Source organism: Methylobacterium symbioticum, from assembly GCF_902141845.1.
Lineage (GTDB): Bacteria > Pseudomonadota > Alphaproteobacteria > Rhizobiales > Beijerinckiaceae > Methylobacterium > Methylobacterium symbioticum.
Genome location: NZ_CABFPH010000057.1, coordinates 12,443 through 35,195, shown reverse-complemented (window position 1 = coordinate 35,195; position 22,753 = coordinate 12,443). Strand labels below are relative to the sequence as shown.

General features: G+C 70.1%; 20 protein-coding genes and 1 pseudogene. 4 read left to right on the top strand and 17 right to left on the bottom strand.

From position 1 onward, the window contains the following. The 8 genes and pseudogenes from MET9862_RS18260 to groES all read right to left on the bottom strand — a co-directional run. Positions 1-138 (bottom strand): annotated as a pseudogene (locus MET9862_RS18260) (UDP-glucose 6-dehydrogenase); the annotation flags it as partial. A gap of 156 nt (positions 139-294) precedes the next feature. Further along, positions 295-909 (bottom strand): bifunctional 4-hydroxy-2-oxoglutarate aldolase/2-dehydro-3-deoxy-phosphogluconate aldolase, encoded by a 615-nt coding sequence (gene eda, locus MET9862_RS18255; protein ID WP_142584326.1) that lies wholly within the window; start codon positions 907-909, stop codon positions 295-297. 175 nt (positions 910-1,084) lie between these two features. Further along, a complete protein-coding gene (gene edd, locus MET9862_RS18250) occupies positions 1,085-2,908 on the bottom strand; it encodes a phosphogluconate dehydratase (protein ID WP_142584320.1) in 1,824 nt (607 codons plus the stop codon). Between the two features lie 197 nt (positions 2,909-3,105). Continuing rightward, positions 3,106-4,224 carry an asparaginase gene (locus MET9862_RS18245; RefSeq protein ID WP_142584319.1) on the bottom strand — a complete coding sequence of 373 codons (1,119 nt, stop codon included), beginning with the start codon at positions 4,222-4,224 and terminating at the stop codon, positions 3,106-3,108. Positions 4,225-4,345: 121 nt separating this feature from the next. Then, complete coding sequence (locus MET9862_RS18240) at positions 4,346-4,642, bottom strand: type II toxin-antitoxin system RelE/ParE family toxin (RefSeq protein WP_142584318.1); 297 nt, start codon at positions 4,640-4,642, stop codon at positions 4,346-4,348. Further along, the gene (locus MET9862_RS18235; protein WP_142584325.1) at positions 4,639-4,881 is read right to left on the bottom strand and encodes a type II toxin-antitoxin system ParD family antitoxin; all 243 of its coding nucleotides are present in this window, start codon (positions 4,879-4,881) and stop codon (positions 4,639-4,641) included. The genes MET9862_RS18240 and MET9862_RS18235 overlap by 4 nt, the downstream gene beginning before the upstream one ends. 108 nt (positions 4,882-4,989) lie before the next feature. Continuing rightward, positions 4,990-6,630, bottom strand: a complete 1,641-nt coding sequence (groL, locus tag MET9862_RS18230; RefSeq protein WP_142584317.1) for a chaperonin GroEL — start codon at positions 6,628-6,630, stop codon at positions 4,990-4,992. A gap of 93 nt (positions 6,631-6,723) precedes the next feature. Further along, positions 6,724-7,014, bottom strand: a complete 291-nt coding sequence (groES, locus tag MET9862_RS18225) for a co-chaperone GroES (RefSeq protein WP_142584316.1) — start codon at positions 7,012-7,014, stop codon at positions 6,724-6,726. A gap of 214 nt (positions 7,015-7,228) precedes the next feature. Here groES and MET9862_RS18220 point away from each other — a divergent pair, with 214 nt between their 5' ends. Then, complete coding sequence (locus MET9862_RS18220; RefSeq protein ID WP_142584315.1) at positions 7,229-8,236, top strand: CorA family divalent cation transporter; 1,008 nt, start codon at positions 7,229-7,231, stop codon at positions 8,234-8,236. A 251-nt stretch (positions 8,237-8,487) separates the two neighbouring features. Here MET9862_RS18220 and glyS read toward each other — a convergent pair whose 3' ends face one another. The 3 genes from glyS to MET9862_RS18205 all read right to left on the bottom strand — a co-directional run bounded on the left by glyS (position 8,488) and on the right by MET9862_RS18205 (position 12,261). After that, a complete protein-coding gene (gene glyS, locus MET9862_RS18215) occupies positions 8,488-10,680 on the bottom strand; it encodes a glycine--tRNA ligase subunit beta (protein ID WP_142584314.1) in 2,193 nt (730 codons plus the stop codon). A 200-nt stretch (positions 10,681-10,880) separates the two neighbouring features. Beyond that, positions 10,881-11,321, bottom strand: a complete 441-nt coding sequence (locus tag MET9862_RS18210; protein ID WP_142584313.1) for a DUF3828 domain-containing protein — start codon at positions 11,319-11,321, stop codon at positions 10,881-10,883. Between the two features lie 4 nt (positions 11,322-11,325). Beyond that, the gene (locus tag MET9862_RS18205; protein WP_142584312.1) at positions 11,326-12,261 is read right to left on the bottom strand and encodes a glycine--tRNA ligase subunit alpha; all 936 of its coding nucleotides are present in this window, start codon (positions 12,259-12,261) and stop codon (positions 11,326-11,328) included. A 233-nt stretch (positions 12,262-12,494) separates the two neighbouring features. On the opposite strand from MET9862_RS18205, the gene MET9862_RS18200 reads away from it, so the two are divergent. Continuing rightward, positions 12,495-12,749 carry a hypothetical protein gene (locus tag MET9862_RS18200; RefSeq protein WP_142584311.1) on the top strand — a complete coding sequence of 85 codons (255 nt, stop codon included), beginning with the start codon at positions 12,495-12,497 and terminating at the stop codon, positions 12,747-12,749. 11 nt (positions 12,750-12,760) lie between these two features. Here MET9862_RS18200 and MET9862_RS18195 read toward each other — a convergent pair whose 3' ends face one another. From MET9862_RS18195 to MET9862_RS18185, 3 genes are all read right to left on the bottom strand, one after another. Next, on the bottom strand, positions 12,761-13,615 hold the full coding sequence (locus tag MET9862_RS18195) for a S49 family peptidase (RefSeq protein ID WP_142584310.1): 855 nt from the start codon (positions 13,613-13,615) through the stop codon (positions 12,761-12,763). A 215-nt stretch (positions 13,616-13,830) separates the two neighbouring features. Further along, complete coding sequence (locus MET9862_RS18190; RefSeq protein ID WP_142584309.1) at positions 13,831-14,067, bottom strand: DUF6894 family protein; 237 nt, start codon at positions 14,065-14,067, stop codon at positions 13,831-13,833. 122 nt (positions 14,068-14,189) lie between these two features. After that, complete coding sequence (locus tag MET9862_RS18185; protein WP_142584308.1) at positions 14,190-14,933, bottom strand: tRNA1(Val) (adenine(37)-N6)-methyltransferase; 744 nt, start codon at positions 14,931-14,933, stop codon at positions 14,190-14,192. Between the two features lie 170 nt (positions 14,934-15,103). Between MET9862_RS18185 and MET9862_RS18180 the strand changes: the two genes are divergently transcribed. Both MET9862_RS18180 and MET9862_RS18175 read left to right on the top strand, forming a co-directional pair. Beyond that, complete coding sequence (locus MET9862_RS18180) at positions 15,104-16,126, top strand: polyprenyl synthetase family protein (RefSeq protein WP_142584307.1); 1,023 nt, start codon at positions 15,104-15,106, stop codon at positions 16,124-16,126. Between the two features lie 209 nt (positions 16,127-16,335). Beyond that, positions 16,336-17,484, top strand: a complete 1,149-nt coding sequence (locus tag MET9862_RS18175) for an acyltransferase family protein (protein ID WP_185156919.1) — start codon at positions 16,336-16,338, stop codon at positions 17,482-17,484. 19 nt (positions 17,485-17,503) lie between these two features. Here the strand turns inward: MET9862_RS18175 and MET9862_RS18170 are convergent, their stop codons facing one another. From MET9862_RS18170 to MET9862_RS18160, 3 genes are all read right to left on the bottom strand, one after another. Then, on the bottom strand, positions 17,504-18,421 hold the full coding sequence (locus MET9862_RS18170) for a 4-(cytidine 5'-diphospho)-2-C-methyl-D-erythritol kinase (RefSeq protein WP_438616629.1): 918 nt from the start codon (positions 18,419-18,421) through the stop codon (positions 17,504-17,506). A gap of 97 nt (positions 18,422-18,518) precedes the next feature. Beyond that, positions 18,519-20,378, bottom strand: a complete 1,860-nt coding sequence (locus MET9862_RS18165) for a tetratricopeptide repeat protein (RefSeq protein WP_142584304.1) — start codon at positions 20,376-20,378, stop codon at positions 18,519-18,521. A gap of 151 nt (positions 20,379-20,529) precedes the next feature. Next, entirely contained in the window at positions 20,530-22,605 is a 2,076-nt protein-coding gene (locus MET9862_RS18160; protein WP_142584303.1) for a methyl-accepting chemotaxis protein, read from the bottom strand. Positions 22,606-22,753 lie beyond the last annotated feature (148 nt).

Sequence of the window (22,753 nt, the reverse complement as noted above, 5' to 3'; positions counted from 1 at the left end):
GATCGGCATCCGACCCGCCCGCAGCGCCTCGATCTTGGCCGGATCCGTGTCGATGCACACCACCCCGTGCCCGAAATCGGCAAGGCAGGCCCCAGACACAAGCCCAACATAGCCCGACCCGATCATCGCGATCCGCATGAGACCTCCTGCGCCGAGCAGCTTTTAGGTGCACTGCACCATTATCGTGTCCGGGCGGGCACGCAAACCGTCGCGGTTCGGTGCCGGCACGTCCGGCATGCCAAACCGCGAGAACGCGACAGTTTTTTGTCGGCGGCGCCGGCCCGGCGCGGCCGGTCAGCGGCGCAGGGCCGCGGCGGCGGCAGCGGCCTTGCGGATCGCTGCGACGTCCGGCGTTCCGGGCTTCACCACCCAGCTTCCGCCCACGCAGAGCACCGCCGTCTCGGCAAGCCAGTCCGGCGCGCTCGTCTCGGTGATGCCGCCGGTCGGGCAGAAGCGGACCTGATGGAAGGGCGCGGCGAGCGCCTTCAGCGCCTTGAGTCCGCCCGAGGCCTCGGCCGGAAAGAACTTGAAGCGGTCGAGACCGTGGTCGAGCCCGCGCATGATGTCGGCGGCGTTGGCGACGCCCGGCAGGTAGGGCACGCCGTTGGCCTTGGCCGCGTCGGTGAGCGGATCGGTCAGGCCCGGCGACACGATGAACTCGGCGCCCGCGGCGAGCGCCGCATCGAGATCGCGCGGGTTCAGCACGGTGCCAGCCCCCACCACCGCGCCCTCGACCCGGGCCATCGCCCGGATCACGTCGAGGGCGGCGGGGGTGCGGAGCGTGACTTCGAGGGCGGTGAGGCCGCCCTCCACAAGGGCCCGCGCGATCGGCTCGGCATGGGCCGCATCCTCGATCACCAGGACCGGGATCACGGCCACGGAGCGCATCAGCGCGTCGATGCTGGTCAGGTCGTTCATGGCATCGTCTCCCTCAGGTCATGGTTTCGAAAGGTCCGAGACCTTTCGCGGGTGCAGGGCAGAGCCCTGCAATCGGCCCCCATACCCGGCGACGCCGGGCATCAAGGCCGACCTCGGGGCTCCACCCCGAGACCCCGCCGAAGGGACGCCTCCCTTCGGGATCCCGTTACAGGCCCGCGGCGGCGAGCATCGCCGAGGCACCCTGCTCGGCGCCGTCCGCGCCATGGCGCATGAAGGCGAACAGCTCGCGGCCGGTGCCGAGTTCGGGCGGCGGCGGCGCGGCGGACGCGCGGGCGGCAAGCTCCGCCTCGTCCACCATCACCTCCAGCACCCCGTCCTCGGCGCTGAGCCGCACGATGTCGCCGTCGCGGATCTTCCCGATCAGACCGCCGCCGAGGGCCTCCGGCGTCAGATGGATCGCGGCGGGCACCTTGCCCGAAGCCCCCGACATCCGCCCGTCCGTGACGAGGGCGACCTTGTGGCCGCGGTCCTGCAGCACGCCGAGCGGCGGCGTCAGCTTGTGCAGTTCGGGCATGCCGTTGGCGCGCGGACCCTGGAAGCGGACGACGACGATCACGTCCCGCTCCAGCTCGCCCGCCTTGAACGCCTTGATCACGTCGTCCTGGTCGGCGAAGACCCGGGCCGGCGCCTGGATGGTGCGCCGCTGCGGCTCGACCGCGCTGGTCTTGAAGGTGGCACGGCCGAGATTGCCCTTCACGAGGCGCATGCCGCCATCCGGCTGGAACGGGTCGGCCGGCCGGCGCAGCATGGTCGGATCGAGGCTCTCCGGTACCGCGGGCTCGAAGACGAGGTCTTCGCCCGCGAGCTTCGGGTCGCGGGCATGGTCGCGGAGCGACTGGCCGGCCACCGTCAGGATGTCGTCGTGCAGGAGGCCGGCATCGAGCAGCGCGGCGATGACGAAGCTCATGCCGCCGGCCGCGTGGAAGTGGTTCACGTCGCCCGAGCCGTTCGGATAGACGCGGGCGATCAGCGGGACCGCGGCGGAGAGGCGGTCGAAATCCTCCCAGTCGAGGACGATGCCGGCGGCGCGGGCCATGGCCGGCAGGTGGATCGCGTGGTTGGTCGAGCCGCCCGTGGCGAGCAGCCCGACCACGGCGTTCACGATCGCCTTCTCGTCGATGCACAGGCCGAGCGGCCGGTAGTCGTTGCCGTCGGCGCCGATCTCGGTGAGGCGGTGGATCGCCGCCCGCGTCACCGCCTGGCGCAGCTTCGTGCCCGGATTGATGAAGGAGGCGCCCGGCATGTGCAGGCCCATCACGTCCATCATCATCTGGTTGGAATTGGCCGTGCCGTAGAAGGTGCAGGTCCCGGCCCCGTGGTAGGAGGCGGATTCGGATTCGAGCAGCTCCTCGCGGCCGACCTTGCCCTCCGCGTAGAGCTGGCGGATGCGCTGCTTCTCCTTGTTGGCGAGGCCCGAGGGCATGGGCCCCGCCGGGATCAGGATCGTCGGCAGGTGGCCGAAGCGCAGCGCACCGATGATCAGGCCCGGCACGATCTTGTCGCAGATGCCGAGCAGCGCCGTGCCGTCGAACATGCCGTGGCTGAGCGCGACCGCGGTCGAGAGCGCGATGGTGTCGCGCGAGAACAGCGACATCTCCATGCCGCGCTGCCCCTGCGTGACCCCGTCGCACATGGCGGGCGTGCCGCCGGCGACCTGGGCGGTGGCGCCGCGCTCGCGGGCGAAGACCTTGATCTGGTCCGGATAGCGCCCGTAGGGCTGATGGGCCGAGAGCATGTCGTTGTAGGCGGTGACGATGCCGATATTCATCGTGCGCCCGGCACGGATCGCCGCCTTGTCCTCTCCGGAGGCTGCGAAGCCGTGGGCGAGGTTGCCGCAGGCGAGCTTCGGGCGGTGCACGCCCGCCTCGCGCTCGCGCTCGATCAGGTCGAGATAGCGCCGCCGGCTCGCCCGGGACCGCTCGACGACGCGCGCAGTGACCGCCGCGACCTCGGGATGGATCTCCGTCATGAGCCTTCCTTCCTCTGGGGCGCATCCTGCCGGCACGGCGCGCTCGACCGTGGCGCGCGTCGATCATCCGGGCTTCGATGCACCTTGTATTTCGAGACGTTCTAGCCTGAAGCCAATGCTGTGTAAACGTTTACACAGCAATCCGGCATAAGTCCGACAGCGGTGCGGGGCGAGGGAGCGCCCGCCCCGCACGCCCCTCAATATTCCCAGAAGATGCGCTGCAGCTCCTTGGTGTCACCGGTCTTGGTCAGCGCCACGGCGGTGAGGATCTTGGCCTTCTGCGGGTTGAGGTCGTGAGCCACCACCCAGTCGTACTTGTCGTCGGGCTGCTCCGCGTTGCGCAGCACGATGCCGTCGCCGACGCGTGAGGAGCGGACGATCAGCGTGCCCTTGGAGCGGATGTCCTTGAGGGTGTCGACCAGATAGCCGGCGACCGAGCCGTTGCCGGTGCCGGCATGGACGATCGCCTTGGCGCCGGCATCGACCGCGGCCTTGTAGGCGCCCGGATACATGGTGCCCGAGCCGTAGACGATCGCCACCATCGGCAGGCTGTCGATCGCGTCGATGTCGAATTCCGAGGACTTGCCGTGGCGCTTGGCCGAGCTGCGGAAGAAATAGGTCTTGCCCTCGACCACCATGCCGAGCGGGCCCCACTGGCTGTAGAAGGCGCTCGGCACGACGTTGACGCGCTTCGTCACGTCGCGGCCGGCCTGGATCTGGTCGTTCATGGTGACCATGACGCCCTTGCCGACCGCTTCCTTGCTCCCGGCCACGGTGACCGCGTCGAGGAGGTTGATGGCGCCGTCCGCCGAGATCGCGGTGGAGGGGCGCATCGAGCCGACCACCACGATCGGCTTGTCGCTCTTCACGACGAGGTCGAGGAAGAGGGCGGTCTCCTCCAGCGTGTCGGTGCCGTGGGTGACCACGACACCGTCCACGTCGTCCTGCTTCAGCAGCGCCGAGACGCGCTTGGCGAGTTCCACGAGCTGCGCGTCGGTGAAGCTCTCCGAGGCGATCTGGAAGACCTGCTCGCCGCGGACATTGGCGACGCCGCTCATGGCCGGCACGGCGGCGATGAGCTTGTCCACCGGCACCTTGGCGGCCTGATAGGTGGCGCTGTTGGCCGCATCCGCCCCCGCGCCCGCGATGGTGCCGCCGGTGGCGAGGATCACGACGTTCGGCTTGCGGGCCGCCTGATCGGCCGCGGCATCCGGCATCTCCCGGGCCGCCGAGGGCAGGGGGCCGAGCGGCAGGCACGCGAGCGCGGCCAGGGCGGCCGCGGAGGAGAGACGGCGGCCGGATCGGAGGACAGGCATCGGTATTCCTTCAGCTTGGAAGATCCCGGGCGGATCGTAGGCACCGGGTCCCACGAGGCAAGACGGGGGCCGAACGGGAAGCCTTGAGGCGGCCTGCATCGTCATGGCTGTCAGGCACTGGCTACAGGTGAGGCGCCGCGTCCATGCGTTCATGCAGGATGCGGATCACGTCGGTCCGGCCGCCGTCACCCTTCCGGTGGAAGACGACATGCGTCGCGACCGTCAGGCGGCAATAGCCGGGTCGGATCTTCTCGGCGCTCCAGCCCCGAACGGTGCCGGCAGCGAGATCCGCGAAAGCCTGCGCGAGGCGGCGGACATAGCGGTCCGCCTGATCAGGGTCCCAGCGCTCCGCCGTGTAGTCCCAGATCCCGTCGAGATCCTCATGTGCCCGCGGTGCGAGGACATAACCACCGTTCACGAGCGGTCGGTACGCTTGGCCCTGAGGAAAGCCTCGACATCGAAAGCGTCCGGCGGTCCGCTGGCCTCGCCTTCGGCGAGGGCTGTGCGGAGGGCCTGGAGCCGCGTTTCCTGCTCTTCGAGAAGGCGCAGTCCGGCCCGGACGACATCGCTCGCCGAGCCATAGCGGCCGCCTTCGACCTGCCGGGCGATGAACTGAGCGAAGTGATCGCCCAGGGAAACGGAGGTGTTACGCGCCATCGCCGATGCCATGTTACCAAATATTGGTATTTCGGCAGGCAGCGCGCCAAAGGAAAAGGGGCCGCCTCGCGGCGACCCCTCTTCCGTCTCGAATGGGATGGCGTGGACTTAGAAGTCCATGCCGCCCATGCCGCCGCCCGGCATGGCCGGAGCGGGGGAGTCCTTCTTCGGCGCGTCGGCGACCATGGCTTCCGTGGTCACCAGCAGGCCGGCCACCGAGGCGGCGTCCTGCAGGGCGGTGCGCACGACCTTGGCCGGGTCGACGATGCCGGCCTGGATCATGTCGACGTACTCTTCGGTCTGGGCGTTGAAGCCGAAGGTCTCGGAGCTCGTGTTGTCGGTGATCTTGCCGACCACGATCGAGCCCTCGACGCCCGCGTTCTGGGCGATCTGGCGGATCGGGGCCTCAAGGGCCTTCAGCACGATCTTGATGCCGGCCTGCACGTCCGGAACGTCGGACTTCAGCTCGGCGACCGCCTTCTTGGCGCGCAGCAGCGCGGTGCCGCCGCCGGGAACGATGCCCTCTTCCACCGCAGCGCGGGTGGCGTTGAGCGCGTCGTCCACGCGGTCCTTCTTCTCCTTGACCTCGACCTCGGTCGCGCCGCCGACGCGGATCACTGCGACGCCGCCCGCGAGCTTGGCCAGACGCTCCTGCAGCTTCTCGCGGTCGTAGTCCGAGGTGGTCTCCTCGATCTGCGCCTTGATCTGCGCGATGCGCGCCTCGATGTCGGCCTTCTCGCCGACGCCGTCGATGATCGTGGTGTTCTCCTTCTCGATGCGGACGCGCTTGGCGCGGCCGAGCATCGGCAGGGTCACGTTCTCGAGCTTGATGCCGAGATCCTCGGCGATCATCTGGCCCTTGGTCAGGATCGCGATGTCCTCGAGCATCGCCTTGCGGCGGTCACCGAAGCCCGGCGCCTTGACGGCCGCGACCTTGAGGCCGCCGCGGAGCTTGTTGACGACGAGCGTGGCGAGCGCCTCGCCCTCGATGTCCTCGGCGATGATCAGGAGCGGCTTGCCGGTCTGGACCACGGCCTCGAGCACCGGCAGCATGGCCTGGAGCGAGGAGAGCTTCTTCTCGTGGATGAGGATGTAGGGGTCCTCGAGCTCGGCGACCATCTTCTCCGCATTCGTGATGAAGTACGGGGAGAGGTAGCCGCGGTCGAACTGCATGCCCTCGACGACGTCCAGCTCGGTCTCGGCGGTCTTGGCCTCCTCGACGGTGATGACGCCCTCGTTGCCCACCTTCTGCATGGCGTGGGCGATCATCTCGCCGATCTCCTTGTCGCCGTTGGCGGAGATCGTGCCGACCTGGGCGACCTCGTCGGACGAGGCGACCTTCTTGGCGCGCGAGGTGATGTCCTTCACGGCGGCCTGGGTGGCGAGGTCGATGCCGCGCTTCAGGTCCATCGGGTTGATGCCGGCGGCGACGTACTTGGCGCCCTCGCGGACGATCGCCTGGGCGAGCACGGTCGCGGTGGTGGTACCGTCACCGGCGATGTCGTTGGTCTTCGAGGCCACTTCGCGCACCATCTGGGCGCCCATGTTCTCGAAGCGGTCGGAGAGCTCGATCTCCTTGGCGACGGTGACGCCGTCCTTGGTGATGCGCGGCGCGCCGAAGCTCTTCTCGATGACGACGTTGCGGCCCTTGGGGCCCAGCGTCACCTTGACCGCGTCGGCCAGGATGTCCACGCCGCGGAGCATCTTCTCGCGGGCGTCGGCGGAGAAACGAACGTCTTTCGCTGCCATGGGGGTTGGTCCTTAATGGTTAAGGATTGCGGGGAAGGCCCCGAGGCGCGGAACTCGGCCTCGAAGGGCAATGAACGGTATCGGCCGGGGCCTTTAGGCCTCGACGACGCCCATGATGTCGGATTCCTTCATGATCAGGAGATCCTGGCCGTCGATCTTGACCTCGGTGCCGGACCACTTGCCGAACAGGACGCGGTCGCCGGCCTTGACGTCGAGGGCGTTCACGCGGCCCTGCTCGTCGCGGGAGCCGGGGCCGACGGCGACGATCTCGCCCTCTTGCGGCTTCTCCTTGGCGGTGTCCGGGATGATGATGCCGCCCTTGGTCTTCTCCTCGCTCTCGATGCGACGGACGACGACCCGGTCGTGCAGCGGACGGAACTTCATGGTCTGCCCTCTTGCTTCAGAACTCGAAGTGGCGTTGATGCGGCGCGCGTTGGCCGCCTCCAAGCCCGGTCGTTAGCACTCAGCTTCAGTGAGTGCTAACGACCGGCGGCGAGATAGCCACGCCCCCAGGATGAGTCAAGGCTGTCGCACCCTTCGGTGACGGAGCGACGACGGTTTTCGTCCCCCTTTTCGCGCGACGGTGAACCGATCCGCCATGCTGACCCTGCACGGACCGGAAGGCGCCCTCGCGCCGTGGGATCCCGCCTCCGGGGCGCCGTTGCCCGCGGGCGCCCTCTGGATCGACCTCTACGACCCCAGCGCCGAGGAGGCGCAGGCGGTGGAGGCGGCCACCGGGATCCGGGTGCCCTCGCGGCGGGCGTTGAGCGAGGTGGAATCGTCGAGCCGCCTGCGCCGCCTGAAGAACGGGCTGTCGCTCTCGACGCCGATGATCACCTTCGAGCAGGCGGATTCGCAGCTGAAGCCGCTGGGCTTCCTCCTGACCCGCGACCACCTCGTCACGGTGCGCTTCCACGACCTGCGCGCCTTCGAGGGCGCGGGCAAGCGCCTCGCGGAGGGGGAGGGCGCGGTGACCAGCGCCGAGGCCTTCCTGCTCCTCGTGGAGGAATTGGTCGACAACCTCGCCGACGCCCTGGAGGATATGGGCGCCGAGCTCGACTCGCTCTCGACGCGGATCTTCGACTTCGACGTGCGTGCGCCCCGGGCTCGGAACGGCGCCCGCAACGGCGACGCGCCACCCCGCCGCCGCGACCTCGCGCTCCGCCGGATCCTGCGCGGCATCGCCCGGCGCGGCAAGGCGCTCGGCAAGATCCGCGCGAGCCTGCTCGGCATGGAGCGCATCGTGCCCTACGTCGCCGGCGCCTGCGCCGACCTGCTCCATCAGGAGGAGGATGCGCGCTTCGAGACGATCCGCCGGGACATCGAGTCCCTCGACGAGTTCGAGACGCGGCTCTCGGAGAACGTGCAGTTCCTGCTCGACGCAGCCTTGGGGCTGATCCAGATCGAGCAGAACAACGTCTTCCGGGTGCTGACCGTGGTCTCCGTGGTCGGCGTGCCGCCGACGCTGATCGCCTCGATGTACGGCATGAACTTCAAGCACATGCCGGAACTCGAGTGGCTCTACGGCTACCCCTACGGCCTCGCCCTGATCCTGACCAGCGCGCTGATCCCGATCGTGTTCTTCCGGATCAAGGGCTGGTTCTGAAGCGCCTCTCCTCTGCTCGGTACGGCGAGAGGGTGCCCCTGCGGCTCACGATCAAGCGCGGGTCCCCTCTCCCGTTCGGGAGAGGGACAGGGTGAGGGTCGAGAACTTTACGGATTGAGTGGAGCGGAAGCCGCTTCACCGCCGCGGCCTCTCCGAACACTTCTCATCCCTCACCCCAACCCTCTCCCGAACGGGAGAGGGGGTGCGGCGAGGTTCCTGCGCGCGTCCTGAAGCCGTGTTCCCGGCTCTCTTCAGCCCTCGATCTTCGAGAAGTCCGCGACCTCGCGGGTGGCGGCGCGGAGCGCGTTCAGGAGGGCGAGGCGGTTGGCGCGCAGGGCCGGGTCCTCGGCGTTCACCGTGACCGCCTCGAAGAAGGCATCGACCGGAGCGCGCAGCCGCGAGAGGGCGCGCATCGCGCCGGCGAAATCCTCCGCCGCCACCGCCGCCGAGGCCTCGTTCCGCGCGACGCGCAGAGCCTCGGCGAGCGCCCGCTCCTCCGGCTGGCCGGAGGAGGCGATCAGCGCGGCGTCAGGCTCGGCATCGTAGGCCCGGTTATCCTTCTTCTCCTCGATGCGCAGGATGTTGGCCGCGCGCTTGTAGCCGGCGAGCAGGTTCTTGCCGTCGTCGGTCTCCAGGAACGTGCCGAGCGCCTCGACGCGGCGGACCACCATCAGGAGGTCGTCCTGGCCGGGCAGGGCGAAGACGGCGTCGATCAGGTCGTGCCGAGCGCCCTGGTCGCGCAGATAGACCTTGAGACGATCGGCGAAGAAGGAGAGCAGGTCGTCCACGCGCGGATCGGCCAGCAGGTCGAAGTCCGGGGGAAGGTCCTTGTAGGCCGCCTCCAGTTCCTCGAGGCTGTCGGGCAGGTCGATCTGCACCACCATCGGGCCACCGGGCTGCAGGTCGAAGGCGTTCGGCAGGGCCAGCTCCGCCAGAGGCAGGCGGACGCCGTTCTCCAAGATGAGTCTGATCACCCCGAGCGCCGCCCGGCGCAGGGCGAACGGATCCTTGCTCCCGGTGGGCTTCTCGTCGATCGACCAGAAGCCGGCGAGGGCGATGAGCTTGTCGGCCAGCGCGACGGTGATCGCGACCGGATCCGACGGCACCCGGTCGGATGGCCCGAGGGGCTTGTAGTGGTCGCCGATCGCCGTGCAGACACTCGGGTCCTCGCCCTGAAGCGCGGCGTATTTCGCGCCCATCAGGCCCTGCAACTCGGGGAATTCGCCGACCATCTCCGTCACGAGATCGGCTTTGGCGAGGCGTGCGGCGCGACCCACGAGGCCGAAATCCGCTCCCACGCTCTCGGCCAGATCCTCGGCAAGGGCCGCGATGCGCCGGACCCGCTCGCCTTGCGTCCCCAGCTTCTCGTGGAAGACGATGGAGTCGAGCTTGCGGACCCGGTCCTCCAGCTTCACCGCCTTGTCGGTCTCCCAGAAGAACTTCGCGTCCGAGAGCCGCGCGCGCACCACGCGCTGGTTGCCGGCCACGATCGCCTGGCCGCCGTCGCTGGCCACCAGGTTCGAGACGAGGATGAAGGCCGGGGCCAGCTCCTCCGAGCCGGATTTCCGCAGCACGAAGCATTTCTGGTTGGCGCGGATGGTGGCGCGCACGGCTTCGGCCGGAATGTCGAGGAAGCTCGCGTCGAACGAGCCCATCAGCACGACCGGCCACTCGACGAGGCCGGCGACTTCCTCCAGCAGGCCCTCGTCCTCCACGAGGTCGAGACCCTGCGCGAAGGCGAGGTCGCGGGCGTCGTGCAGGATGATGTCCTTGCGGCGGTCGGCGTCGAGCACGACCTTGGCCCGCTCCAGGGCCTGGACGTAGTCGCCGAAGCGGCGGACCTCGATCGCCTCGGGGGCCAGGAAGCGGTGGCCATAGGTGACGTTGCCGGCCGCGATCCCGTCGACCGAGAAGGGCACGATCTCGGTGCTCTCGGTCTCGGGGCCGAAGGTGGCGACGATCGATTGCAGCGGGCGCACCCAGCGCAGCGCACCCGGTTGAGCCGAGGCCGCACCCCAGCGCATGGATTTCGGCCAGGGGAAGCTGCGGATGATCTGCGGCAGGATCTCGGCCAGCACATCGAGGGTCTCGCGGCCCTCGCGCTCGATCACGGCGAGGTAGAACTCGCCTTTCTTCGGATCGGTGACGGTCTTCGCCTGCTCGATCGAGGCGAGCCCGGCGCTCTTCAGGAAGCCCTGGATCGCGGCCTCGGGCGCGCCGACGCGGGGACCCTTGCGCTCCTCGCGCACCGCCTCGCCGCGGGGCGGCAGGCCGGCCACGTGCAGGGCGAGGCGGCGGGGCGTCGCGAAGGCCTTGGCGCCCTCGTAGAGGAAGCCGCGCTCCACCAGGGCGTCGGTGACGAGCTTCCGCAGGTCCTCGGCCGCGCGCCGCTGCATGCGGGCGGGAATCTCTTCGGAGCGGAGTTCGAGGAGGAGGTCAGGCATGGCTCGGATCCGGCCACGGGGGCCGCGCAAGGGGGGCGTCGGAACGGCCGGGCCCGTTTAGGTGCCCGGACCGGCGGTGTCGAGGCGCGGGCCGCGCTGCATAGCGCTCTCCGCCGAAGTGGATTCCGGTTCGGCGCGCGAGAGCGCGTCGAAACTTAGAACTAGAGCCGTTCCCGATCGCATGGCGATCGGGAACGGCTCTAGTTCAGCGGCTGCGAGAGGAGGGCGACGAGCCCCCAGCGCTCGCCCGTCACCGCGCGCACGTCGGCGATCAGCCAGCGGCCGCCCTCGCGCACGAGGTCGTAGCGGATGTCCTGGGGCCTGCCGTTGCGGAAGGTCGCCTGGACTTCGGCCCGGTCCTCGCCGGCCGAGAGCGTGGCCAAGCGCAGGGTCTTCTCCCAGCCCTTTGCGGTGTCCTGGCCGTTCACGCGAAAATCGAACCCGATCCGGCCGACCTCGCCGGCCGCCTCGCGCTGGTCGCGCTCGTACAGAGCGCGCAGCGCCTTGGCATAGAAGCGCAGCTCGTCGGTCGATGGCGCCGCGTAGAAGGCCCGCACGGTGCCCACGGGGTCGCTGGCCGATTGCGCGAGCGCCGGGCCCGCCCCGAGCAGGAGCAGGAGGGCGAGGAGAAGGCCGCGCACGGGCTCAGGCCGCGGCGAGCCCGCCGCCCTCCGTCCTGAGCCAGGCGGCCCCGCAGGCCTTGGCGAGTTCGCGCACGCGCAGGATGTAGCTCTGCCGCTCGGTCACCGAGATCACGCCGCGGGCGTCGAGCAGGTTGAAGACGTGGCTCGCCTTGATGCACTGGTCGTAGGCCGGCTGCGCCATGCGGTGGCGGGCACCCTCGCCCTCGGGCGCGCCGGCCTCGAGATAGGCGCGGCAGGCCCGCTCGGCATCCGCGAAGTGCCGGAACAGCATCTCGGTGTCGGCGGCCTCGAAATTGTGGCGCGAATATTCCTGCTCGGCCTGCAGGAAGACGTCGCCATAGGTGACCTTGTCGTCACCCTCGCCGCCATTGACGTTCAGGTCGTAGACGTTCTCGACCCCCTGGACATACATGGCCAGCCGCTCGAGGCCGTAGGTCAGCTCGCCCGCCACAGGGGCGCATTCGAAGCCCGCCACCTGCTGGAAATAGGTGAACTGGCTCACTTCCATCCCGTCGCACCAGCATTCCCAGCCGAGGCCCCAGGCGCCGAGCGTCGGGCTCTCCCAATCGTCCTCGACGAAGCGGATGTCGTGGAGCTTGAGGTCGACGCCGATCGCGGCGAGCGATTCGAGATAGAGCTCCTGCAGGTTCGGCGGGTTCGGCTTCAGGATGACCTGGAACTGGTAATAGTGCTGCAGCCGGTTCGGGTTCTCGCCGTAGCGCCCGTCCTTCGGGCGGCGCGAGGGCTGCACATAGGCCGCCTTCCACGGCTTCGGCCCCAGCGCCCGCAGCGTGGTGGCCGGATGGAAGGTGCCGGCGCCGACTTCCATGTCGTAGGGCTGCAGGATGACGCAGCCCTTGGCCGCCCAGAAGCGCTGGAGCGTCAGGATCAGGCCCTGGAACGATCGGGTGGGCGCAAGATCGGCGTCGGACATCATGCTGCATCGCGGCGGGGGCAGGGGCCGGCAGCGTTTAGATGGGGACGGCGGGGTGTCAAGCGATCGGCCCGCCGTGGACACCGGACCGATCTTTATTGCCCACGTGTTGCGGCACACCGCAGCGTGGCGGAAATGCGGCGAGAAGAGGGAACGGCCGAGCCCACGGCCACGTTTATTGTCCAGCCAGGGAAGAGCGGGCCGGCGAGCCGGCCGAAGCTTTCGGAAGACCAGTCATGCGCACCAATCTCACCATCGTCGCCGCCCTGATTGCCGGCTCGCTCGTGGCGACGCCGCTGGTGATGTCGGGCACCAAGGCCCTCGCCACCGCCGCGGACACATCCGCGATCGCGATGCCGGCCGCGGTGACCCCCGTCGAGGTCACGGCCGTGGCGGCGCCGGCTCCGCAGGCCGAGCCGTGCCAGGTCCGCAAGGTCCGCGTCGTCTACAGCGGCTACGGCGTGCAGAATTCCGGCTGTCAGGCGCGGTAGTTCTCGAACGCTCAGAGACCGAGACGCGCCCAGGCGGCGCGCTCCTCCAGGGCCGCGAGCCCGTCGCCGGCCAGGGTGCCGACCCCGCCGGGCGCCGCCCGGCGCAGCAGCCGGGCCAGGAACGAACCCCGCGCATCGGCGATCAGCCGCATCTCCACCTTCTCGCCGAAGCGCGCCCGCAGGGTCGCGCGGATGTCGCCCAGCGCGTCCACGAGGCCGAGCGGCAGGGCCTGCCGGCCGGTCCAGACCGCGCCGGTGAACAGGTTCTCGCCCGCCGCGAGATTCGGCCGGCGCCGCGTCACCAGCTCGGTGAAGAGCGCCTGCACGTCGGCCTGGATCGCCTTCAGCCGCTCCACGTCGGCCGGATCCTCCGGGCGGAACGGATCGAGCATCGCCTTCGCCTCACCCTGCGTGTGCACGCGCCGCTCGACCCCGATCCGGGCGATCAGCTTGTCGAAGCCGAACCCCGCCGAGACCACGCCGATGGAGCCGACCACCGAGGTCGGATCGGCCACGATCTCGTCCGCCGCACAGGCGATCATGTAGCCGCCGGAGGCCGCCGCATCCTCCACGAAGGCGAGGACCGGGACCGACTTCTCCTCGGCAAGCGCGCGGATGCGGCGGTGGATGAGATGGGATTGAGCCGGCGAGCCGCCGGGCGAGTTCACCACGATCGCCACCGCCGCGAGGTCCTTCAGCGCGAAGGCGCGCTCCAGGCTTCCCGCGACCGAGGCGATGGAGAGGCCCTGCCGGATCGGCGAGACCGCACCGATCACGCCGTTGAGGCGCAGAACCGCGACGAGCGGGCGCTTCTCGCGGAAGCGGCGGGGCAGGAGATCGCGGAGGAAGGCCGGGAGCGCGGGCATGGTCGGGCCGGTTCGGAAGCGGGAGAGACTGGGGGGCAGGTGGGCATGGCCACGCCAATGGCAAGGCTCGGCCGGCACGAAGCGGGACACCGGGACGCGCGCGATGAGCGGCCCCAGAGCCATGCCCGTTCACGTTTCAACCGGGAATGGCACCAAACCTTTGTTGTGACGCGCTCTCCTGCGGCGAACCAGAACCCAATTCGGCAGAGAGCGCTTTAGTCGGCCTCGAACATCAGGGTCATCGTCGCGCTGAACACCCGCTGCCCGCTCTCGTCGCGCACATCGGCCCGGACCGCGCAACGCTCCCGGTCCGACAGCCCCGACCGCGCGAACAGTTCCTGCAGGAGGCGCCGCGCCTCCTGGCGGGCGCTCGTGATATCGGGCAGCACGCAGCCCACATCGTCATGGACGATGGTGCCGTTGAAGGTATCGAAGAAATAGCGCTGACTCATCAACCCTGTTCTCAGGATGCCGGCGATGGATCGCGCGGCCTGCAGAGGGAAGAGCTTCATAAACTTGAAGTTCCATCACGCGACGGCAATTTTCGCGCCTGTTTTTGAATGCACTCCGCTACTCAGTCCCAGTTCAACCCACGGTGGATTGTTGCGGATTCAGGTGTCGGATCCCCATCGTCGGCCTGCAGGATCAGCGGCGGCAACAGGCTCGTCCCGGCCCGGCTTCCCTTGACGCCCTGCACGAGGATCCGGATCGCCGGGCGCCCGGGCCGGGCATGAACCGGCCGGATCGCCACGTCGCCGAATCGCCCGGCCAGCGCGGCGAGGCAGTCGGGCAAAGCATCCGCACGGTGAATCAGCCCGAGACGCCCGCCCGGTCGCAAGAGCCAGGTGCAGGTGCGGATCCAGGCCGCGAGGCCGCCCTCGGGCAGGCTATGCGCGGCGGCGCGGAGCGCGTTCGGGGAGGGCCGGTGGTCCGTGCCGAGGAAGGGCGGGTTCGTCACCACCAGATCGGCCGAGTCCGGCACGAGCCCGGCCGCAAGCCGCGCCGCGGCCGGTGCCAGCACGTCGGCCTCGACCACGGCCGCGCCCGCCACCCCGTTCAGGACGGCGTTGCGGCGGACCAGTTCGGCCATCTCCGGCTCGCGCTCGACCAGGGTCACGCGGGCCCCGGTGCGCCGGGCATAGGCGAGACCGACGACGCCGGTCCCCGCGCCCACATCGCAGAGCGCCGCGCCGGCCGGCGGGTCGAACAGATGGGCGAGCAGCACCGCATCCGTGCCGGCCCTGTGCGCGCCGCGGGCCGGCTGGAACAGGCGGAGACGGCCGCCGAACAGGCTGTCGGGCTCGTCCCCGCCCGTCACGGGAACCTCCCCGAGGCGGCACGGCGCATTGGTCGCGGGGCCGCTTGCCCCGCCACGCACCATATGCGCTGACAGTTCACGCGCGGCCTCGCGTGTTGCGGCGCCGCGGGCCCCGTGCGAAGGGGAACGGTCCCGCCTGTCGCGGTCGAACGGTCTGGAGGCATCGGACCTTGGGTGTCGTGGTTCCCATGGAGAAAGGTCGCCCGCAAGCGGAGGCCGATCTGAACGATCTCGTGGCGCTCGTCGCCGACGGGATGGCGCGCGTCAACACGACGATCCTGTCACGGACGGGATCGGAGGTGACGATGATCCCGGAGGTCGCGAGCCATCTCATCGCCTCGGGCGGCAAGCGCCTGCGCCCGATCCTCACCCTCGCCTGCGCCGATCTGTGCGGCTACCAGGGCGGCGAGGGCGCGGTGAAGCTCGCGGCGAGCGTCGAGTTCATGCACACCGCGACGCTTCTGCACGACGACGTGGTCGACGAGAGCGACATGCGCCGCGGCCAGGTGGCCGCACGCATCAAGTGGGGGAACGAGGCGAGCGTGCTCGCCGGCGACTTCCTGCTCGGACAGGCCTTCCGCATGATGGTGGAGGTGGGCTCCCTGCGCGCCCTCGACATCCTCTCGGCCGCCGCGACCGTGATCGCCGAAGGCGAGGTGATGCAGCTCACCGCCGCCAAGAACACCGAGACCACCGAGGACGAGTATCTCGCCGTCATCCGCGCCAAGACCGCGGAGCTGTTCGCCGCGGCCTGCGAGGTCGGGCCCGTGCTCGCCGAGCGCCCGCGGCCCGAGCAGGCGGCCTGCCGCTCCTACGGGATGAATCTCGGCATCGCCTTCCAGCTGATCGACGACGCGCTCGATTACGGCGGTTCCAGCGCCGAGCTCGGCAAGAATGTCGGCGACGATTTCCGCGAGGGCAAGATCACCCTGCCGATCGTGCTGGCCTTCCGCCGGGGCAGCGAGGACGAGCGTGCCTTCTGGCGGCGGACCCTGCAGGAGGGCGCGATCGAGGACGGCGACCTCGAGACCGCACGCACCATCCTGCGCCGCCACCGCGCCCTGGAGGACACGGTGGAGCGCGCCCGCCATTACGGCGCCATGGCCCGCGACGCGCTGGCCCTGTTCCCGCAGAGCCCGACCAAGGCGGCACTGCTCCAGGCCATCGATTTCTGCATCGCCCGGGCGCATTGACGCCGCCGGTCGCGGCAGACGGCTACGGCCGCGCCGGGTGATGGTCCCCGCGCGGCCGGATCCGGGTCCGAGAGACGGACCGTCCCGAAACGGCACACGGTAGTTCTCCGCCATACCAGGCCAAGCCCCGCACCCTAGCTGAGCCATATGATCCCCTGGCCATCTGAGATCGTCGGGGACCAGCCTTCAGCCATGCACGGGGTATGAGAATGCCCGGTTCCCTGGCCTACCGGCCCTTCGGCGGCTTCCGCTTCCTGCTCGCTGTCCTGGTGCTGGTGAAGCATTTCAGCGCCGACGTGGCGCCGGACTGGCTGGCCGAGGCCACGCGCCCCTACGCCTTCGGCTACGTCGCGGTGCTGGCCTTCTTCATGCTGTCAGGCTTCGTCATCACCGAGGCCGTCTACCATTTCTATCGCCGCCGGCCGGTCGGCTTCATCGAGAACCGCCTGCTGCGCATCGTGCCGCACTATTTCCTGGCGTTCGCGGCGATGATCGTGCTGTGCCTCGCCGTCTCCGATGCCGGGACGCTGCGGGTGTCGCGCACGGAGACGCTTCCCGCGTACGAGGCCTTCGCCGCCAAGAACCTGCTGGCGAACCTGTTCGGCTTCGTGCCGCTGTCGAACCAGATGATGGATTTCGACTTCATCGGCATCGCCTGGGCGATCCGGGTGGAGATGATGTTCTATCTCTTCTTCGCGGCCGCTCTCTGGCTGGAGCGTCTCGCGGGCCGCCTGTTCGACCGGCGCCTGCTCACCGGCATCCTCTGCGCCATCGTGCTGGTCGTGAGCCCGCTCTGGTTCCTGTCCATGGCCGGGCGGCTGCCTGCGATGATCTCGCTCGCGCCCTACTTCATCTTCGGCTCGGCGCTGTACTTCCTCCTGCGCTCGCGCAGCCGCGAGAGCATCCTGATGGCCTTCCTCGCCTTCGCGGGATGCACGGCACAGTTCGTGATCTACTCGGTCCATGGTCGGGCACCCGGCACCGAGAGCGGTGCCTGGGCGGAATTCGCGCTCCTCGTCGGACTGGTCGGAACGATCATCTGGCTCGCCGAGAGCCGGCTCAGTCGTCTCCGCTCCATGGACGAGGCGCTCGGGCGGATCACCTACCCGCTCTACGTGTTCCACCCGGTGGTCGAGGTGTTCATCCTCGCCCTGGTGCCGGGCTATTCCTACTGGGCCTTCGTGATCGGAATCGCCCTCAGCGTCGCCGTCTCCTGCCTGCTTCAGGCGCTCGTCGACCCGAGCGTGGACCGGATCCGGGATGCGGTGCGCGGACGGAACGCCGCGATCGCGGCTTCCGGAGCGGAGACCTTCGGCGGGACCTACCCGGGCGCTGCCCTGGACCCGCCAAAGGGGTGACGCCTTTCGAAACCCGACACTACCGCAGCAGCGTGGCGGCGACCCACCAGCCCGGATTGGCCGCCCGCAGCGTCCGGGCCGCGCGCACGGCGGCGTGCCGGTCGGCGAACAGGGCGAAGACCGTGGCGCCCGAGCCCGACATCCGCGCAAGCCGGCAACCGCCCTGCGCGCGGAGCGCCGCCAGCGCGTCGCCGATCACTGGGGCGACGGTGAGGGCAGGGGCCTCAAGGTCGTTGCGCGCCGGGGCGATGAGATCGAGCAGCGCGCCCGCATCGAGGCCGCCCGCGACGGCGGGGTGATCGGCGCCGTCGAGCCGGTCGCCGACCTTGAGGCCGAGCGCCTTGAACACCGGTGCGGTCGGCACCGGCACGCCGGGATTGATCAGCACTGCGGGCAGGCTCGCGAGCCCGAGCGGGCCGCCGACCTCCTCGCCGGCGCCGCGCATCATCCGAGCCCGCGGCTCCAGACAGACCGGCACGTCGGCCCCTGTCGCGCGCGCGGCGTCGATCACGGCCGGGTCATCGACGGGCAGGCCGTTCAGGCGCGCGAGCAGGCGCAGCGCCCCCGCGGCATCCGAGGAGCCGCCGCCGATCCCCGCGGCGACGGGCAATCGCTTGTGCAGGCGGAAGGCGCCGTGGCGCAGGCCCGGCAGCCGGGCGGCCAGATGGCGCGCGGCACGCAGCACGAGATTGTCCTCGGTCGGCCCGGCCGGCCCCGCGGTCGGTCCGGTCACCGCGAGGGCGAGATCGGCGCCGGGCGCCAAAGCCAGCACGTCGGAGGCGCCCGCGAAGGCGACGAGGCTCTCCAGCACGTGATAGCCGTCCTCGGGCCGGCGGCCGAGGACATGCAGGGTCAGGTTGATCTTCGCGGGCGCGCGGGTTGTGAGGGAGGACACGGGCGCTCCGGCGTCAGGAACCTCGGGACTGCGGCAGGCCATACGGGGCCGCCGCCGGAGGGGCAAGGCGCCGCCCGCGCGACGGGTCGGGCCGCCAAGCTGCGCCCGGCCGCCGCGCGCAGACCGTGCCGCGCTGCCCTCAGCCCCCGGTCTTCTTGTCGGCGGCGCCGGGCGGCTCGCTCGGCTGCGGCGCGCCCTTCGGCAGTTCCGGGTTCTGCGGGTTGTGCGGCGCAGCCACCGGAGCGGGCGGATTCTCGGCCGTGGCGGTCGGCTTCTCGATCTCGGGCAGGCCGTTCTTGAGCTTCTCGTTGATCTGCTCCAGATCATCCGGCTCGGGGTTGAGGTCCTTGGCATGCTGCCACTGGAACTTGCCCTCGAGTCGCCGGCCGGCGCGCCAGTAGGCGTCGCCGAGATGGTCGTTGATGGTGGGATCGCCCGGCTTCAGCTCGACCGCCTTCTCCAGCTCGCGCACCGCGTCGTCCCAGCGGCCGAGGCGGTAATAGGCCCAGCCGAGGCTGTCGATGATCATGCCGTCGCGCGGGCTGAGATCGGCCGCCTGCTTCAGCAGCTTGAACGCATCGTCGATGTTCAGCTTCTGGTCGACCCAGGAATAGCCGAGATAGTTGAGCACCTGCGCGCGGGCGGCGGGCTGGCTCGCCGGCACGAGCTCCAGGGCCCGCTTCAGGTCGGCCTCGGCCTTCGGCCACTGCTTGGCGCGCTCGTAGGCGGTGCCGCGGAAGTAGAAGGTCGTCCAGTAGTTCTGCACCGGCCGGTCGCCGATCAGGCCGATCGCCTTGGTGTAGGTCTCGGCGGCCTCCGCATATTTCTTGCGCGAGCGCTGCACGTTGCCGAGCGCGGTGATGACGTCGATGTCGTCGGGATGCGCCTTCATGGCGGCGTCGAGATGGGCCAGCGCCTCGTCGCCCTTGCCCATCTGCTCCAGGTTCAGGCCGACCTGGATATCGGCGTTGAGCTTGAGCGGGGAGGCGGCGGGGATCTGCGCATAGGCCTCGTTGGCGCGCTCGGGCTGCTTCATCCGGTCGAGGATGTCGGCGAGGGTGAGCCGGGCCAGCGCGTGCTCGGGGGCGAGGTAGAGGGCGAGCCGCAGGTAGATGACGGCGGGCAGCTCGTCGCCCTGCGTCGAGCCGGCGGAGCCGAGCCCGTAGAGCACCTCGGCCGCGCCCTCCTGCGCCGAGCCGACCAGGCGGCCGAGCGGCTTGCCGGCCTTCAGCTTGTCCAGGGCGTCGCGCACGATCGGGTGGCGCGGCATCAGGTTGTCGAAGTCGGTATAGACCTGGATCGCCACATCGGTGCGCCCGGCGGCCGCCTGCTGGCGGGCATAGGCGTCGACCACGCGCAGGGTGTTGCGGTCGGCCTCGTAGGACGCCTTGAGGCGGCGCTCGGCCTCCGCCTGGTCGCCGACCACGGAGGCGATCAGGCCGGCATGGTAGTCGCGGAAGGTGTTGTAGTAGCGCTCGCCCTTCAGGCGGCCGACCGTCTCCAGCGCCTTCTTGCCGTCGCCCTGACCGGCATAGGCCCAGGCGGTGAGCAACGTCGCGGTGAGGTCGGCGGCGGCGCCCCGCCCGCTCTTGGTGAAGTTCTGGCGGGCGGGCGCCCATTGGCCGGCCTTGATCTGGCGCACACCGAGCGAGAGGTTGGCGAGCCCGTTGGCGCCGTCGCGGGCGGTGAGACGCTCGGCCGCACGGAAGGCGTCGGGCAGGGCGCCGTCGGCCAGCAGCGAGATGAAGGCGCGCTCCAGAAGCTCCGCGTTGCGCGGGTCGGCCTTCACGGCCTCCCGGTAGAACGTGGCGGCGGCGGCAGTGTCGCGGGCGGCGCCGGCGATGTAGGCGGCGAGGAAGTTGCCCTCCAGCGAGTCCGCCGGCTCGTACTCGGTGATCGGAGCCGATTCCCGGGGCTGCGCGGCCCGGGCGGGACTGAGGCCGGCCGCGAGCACGAGGGCGATCACCGAGACTGTGCGGCGGGCGCGTCGATCGAACATCCGGAAAACTCGCGGCTCCTCGCGCGCCGCAGCCCTGGAAGGCCACGGCGCTGAACGGGCGGGACTCTGGACCCTACCCGCCATGCCCGCAAGGCGAAAGGATGGCGCGGTTCGCGGTCAAGCCGGGCCGTGGCCGCAGGTCACAGGGGCCTCATGCGGCGCGGATCGCGACGCCGCCGGGCGTCGGCCCGGATTCGGGGTGGTCGCGGCCGGCCGTGCGGTCGAGCACCCCCTGGCGCAGGGCCAGCAGGAAGGCGGCGACCTGGGTCTCGATCTCCACGGACTGCGCCTGCATCGCGCGGGAGACCTGGAGCAGCGCCGTCGCCGCGCCATCCGTGTCGCCGGCTGTCCGGCCGACACCGGCGACCTTGCCGGCGAGCTGATCGGTGCCCCCCGCCGCCTGCTCGATGCCGCGCGCGATCTCACCCGTGGCGACGTCCTGCTCCTCGACCGCCGCGGAGACGCGCGTCGCCGCCGCGTGGATGGCCGCCATCAGCTCCGAGACCTCCGCATTCGCGCCGACCGCCCGCCGGGTTCCCTCCTGGATCTCGGCCACGCTCGCGATGATCTCCTCGGTGGCGCGCCCGGTCTGCCCGGCGAGTTCCTTGACCTCAGCGGCGACCACGGAGAAGCCGCGCCCCGCTTCGCCCGCCCGCGCCGCCTCGATGGTCGCGTTCAGGGCGAGGAGGTTGGTCTGCGCCGCGATGGCCTGAACCGTGGCGACCACCGTGCCGATGCGCTCGCCCGTCGCGGCGAGTTCGCGGACCTGGGCTGTCGTGCGCGCGGCAAGGGCGCTGCCCTGCTGCACGGTCCGCGTCATGCCCTCGATCTGGCGCGCGATCTCGGCGATCGAATCCGTCAGCTGCCGGGTCGCGGCGGCGACGGCAGCCACATGCAGGCGGGCGTCATGCGAGATCCCTGACGCGGCCTTCGCCTCGCTCGCGGTCTGGGTCGAGATCGCGTTCAGGGCCTCCGCCATTCCACCCATCTCGCCGGTGCTGCGGGCCACCGTCGCCACGACCTCGCCCATCGCGCGCTCGAAGGCGGCGAGGTGGGCCTCGACCGCCCGGGTGCGCGCCCGCTTCTCGGCCGCCGCGATCTCCGCCTCCCGCTCCAGCCGGTCGCGCTCCTGCGCGTTGTCGCGAAAGACGAGGACCGCCTTGGCCATGCTGCCGATCTCGTCCTTGCGGCGCAGGGCGGGGATCGGCACCCCCAGATCGCCGCCCGCGAGGCGCTCCATCATCCGGGCCATCAGGCGGAGCGGCTGCGCGGTGCGTTGCCCGACCCAGATCGAGACCGCCACGGTGCACAGGACGGTGAGCGCGATGGTCCACCACATCAGCCCGGCGAACCAGCGGCGGGAGGCGAGGATCTCCGCCTGGGCCGCGCGGTAGCGGGCATCCGCTGCCGCCTCGACCTGGGTGACCGTCGGATCCAGCCGCCCGTAGATGGAGGCGAGATCGTCGGCCTCTTCCTTCAGGCTCGAGGCGCCGACGAGATAGGCGAGAAACCGGCGTTCATAGGCCTCGATCAGGCCCTTGATCTCAGCCTTGACCGCGCTCGGCATGGATGCGTCGGCCAGGATCGGCAGGAACTCCGCCACGCGGTCGCGCAAAGCGTCGCCGTAGGTCTCGTCGCCGCGCAGCATGAAATCCTTCTCGTGCCGCCGCATCATCAGCATCAGGATGGACAGGCGCGGCGCGTCGAGATCCGCGAGGCGCGTCTCGACGGCATGGACCGCCTCGCGCAGGGCGCCCTGCACCCCGTCCTTCTCCGTGAAGCCGAGGGTCCTCTGCGCTGCGGCCACGTTCTGGAAGCGGGTCGCGTAGAGGTTCAGGCCGGCCCGGATCGCCTCGGCCCCATGCAGGGGATCCTCGGGCGGAAGGCCGGCCGTGGCCTGCTCGATCGTGCCGAGATGATCGAGGGCCGCCTTCATCAGTTCGTCGCGGACCGCGATGAGGTTCGGGCGCCGCCGCAGCAGGAACTCGGTCTCGACCTGACGCGCCTTGAGGATGAGCGCCGCGACGTCGCCGGCATGGGTCTTCAGGACGGTGCTCGCATCCGCCTCGCGTTGCAGGCGCTCCTGGATATGCGCGCCGACCGCCGAGATCAGGCCGAGGATCAGCACGCCGCTCACGCCGACGCCGAGGATCTGAGCCCGCAAGCCGAACCGGGGCAGGCGCAGGGCGGGACGAATTCGAAGGCGGATCTTTGGAACGCGCGGCATGCGCCGAATTGATCATCGGCGTGTGAATGATCTCCTTCGTCGGCAGATCATCAGTACACAACTTCTGATTATTAATGACAGTGAATACCGACTTTCCCGGCGCGATCGACCGTGCGGTGAACGGAATTCCGTCAGTGCGCCCCTCGCC

Bases quoted from the DNA above. Each gene is read 5' to 3' on its own strand.
- edd (WP_142584320.1), bottom strand. From the start codon at position 2,908: ATGACGGAGATCCATCCCGAGGTCGCGGCGGTCACTGCGCGCGTCGTC.
- MET9862_RS18245 (WP_142584319.1), bottom strand. From the start codon at position 4,224: ATGCCTGTCCTCCGATCCGGCCGCCGTCTCTCCTCCGCGGCCGCCCTG.
- MET9862_RS18235 (WP_142584325.1), bottom strand. From the start codon at position 4,881: ATGGCGCGTAACACCTCCGTTTCCCTGGGCGATCACTTCGCTCAGTTC.
- groL (WP_142584317.1), bottom strand. From the start codon at position 6,630: ATGGCAGCGAAAGACGTTCGTTTCTCCGCCGACGCCCGCGAGAAGATG.
- groES (WP_142584316.1), bottom strand. From the start codon at position 7,014: ATGAAGTTCCGTCCGCTGCACGACCGGGTCGTCGTCCGTCGCATCGAG.
- MET9862_RS18220 (WP_142584315.1), top strand. From the start codon at position 7,229: ATGCTGACCCTGCACGGACCGGAAGGCGCCCTCGCGCCGTGGGATCCC.
- glyS (WP_142584314.1), bottom strand. From the start codon at position 10,680: ATGCCTGACCTCCTCCTCGAACTCCGCTCCGAAGAGATTCCCGCCCGC.
- MET9862_RS18205 (WP_142584312.1), bottom strand. From the start codon at position 12,261: ATGATGTCCGACGCCGATCTTGCGCCCACCCGATCGTTCCAGGGCCTG.
- MET9862_RS18200 (WP_142584311.1), top strand. From the start codon at position 12,495: ATGCGCACCAATCTCACCATCGTCGCCGCCCTGATTGCCGGCTCGCTC.
- MET9862_RS18195 (WP_142584310.1), bottom strand. From the start codon at position 13,615: ATGCCCGCGCTCCCGGCCTTCCTCCGCGATCTCCTGCCCCGCCGCTTC.
- MET9862_RS18190 (WP_142584309.1), bottom strand. From the start codon at position 14,067: ATGAGTCAGCGCTATTTCTTCGATACCTTCAACGGCACCATCGTCCAT.
- MET9862_RS18175 (WP_185156919.1), top strand. From the start codon at position 16,336: ATGCCCGGTTCCCTGGCCTACCGGCCCTTCGGCGGCTTCCGCTTCCTG.
- MET9862_RS18170 (WP_438616629.1), bottom strand. From the start codon at position 18,421: ATGGCCTGCCGCAGTCCCGAGGTTCCTGACGCCGGAGCGCCCGTGTCC.
- MET9862_RS18165 (WP_142584304.1), bottom strand. From the start codon at position 20,378: ATGTTCGATCGACGCGCCCGCCGCACAGTCTCGGTGATCGCCCTCGTG.
- MET9862_RS18160 (WP_142584303.1), bottom strand. From the start codon at position 22,605: ATGCCGCGCGTTCCAAAGATCCGCCTTCGAATTCGTCCCGCCCTGCGC.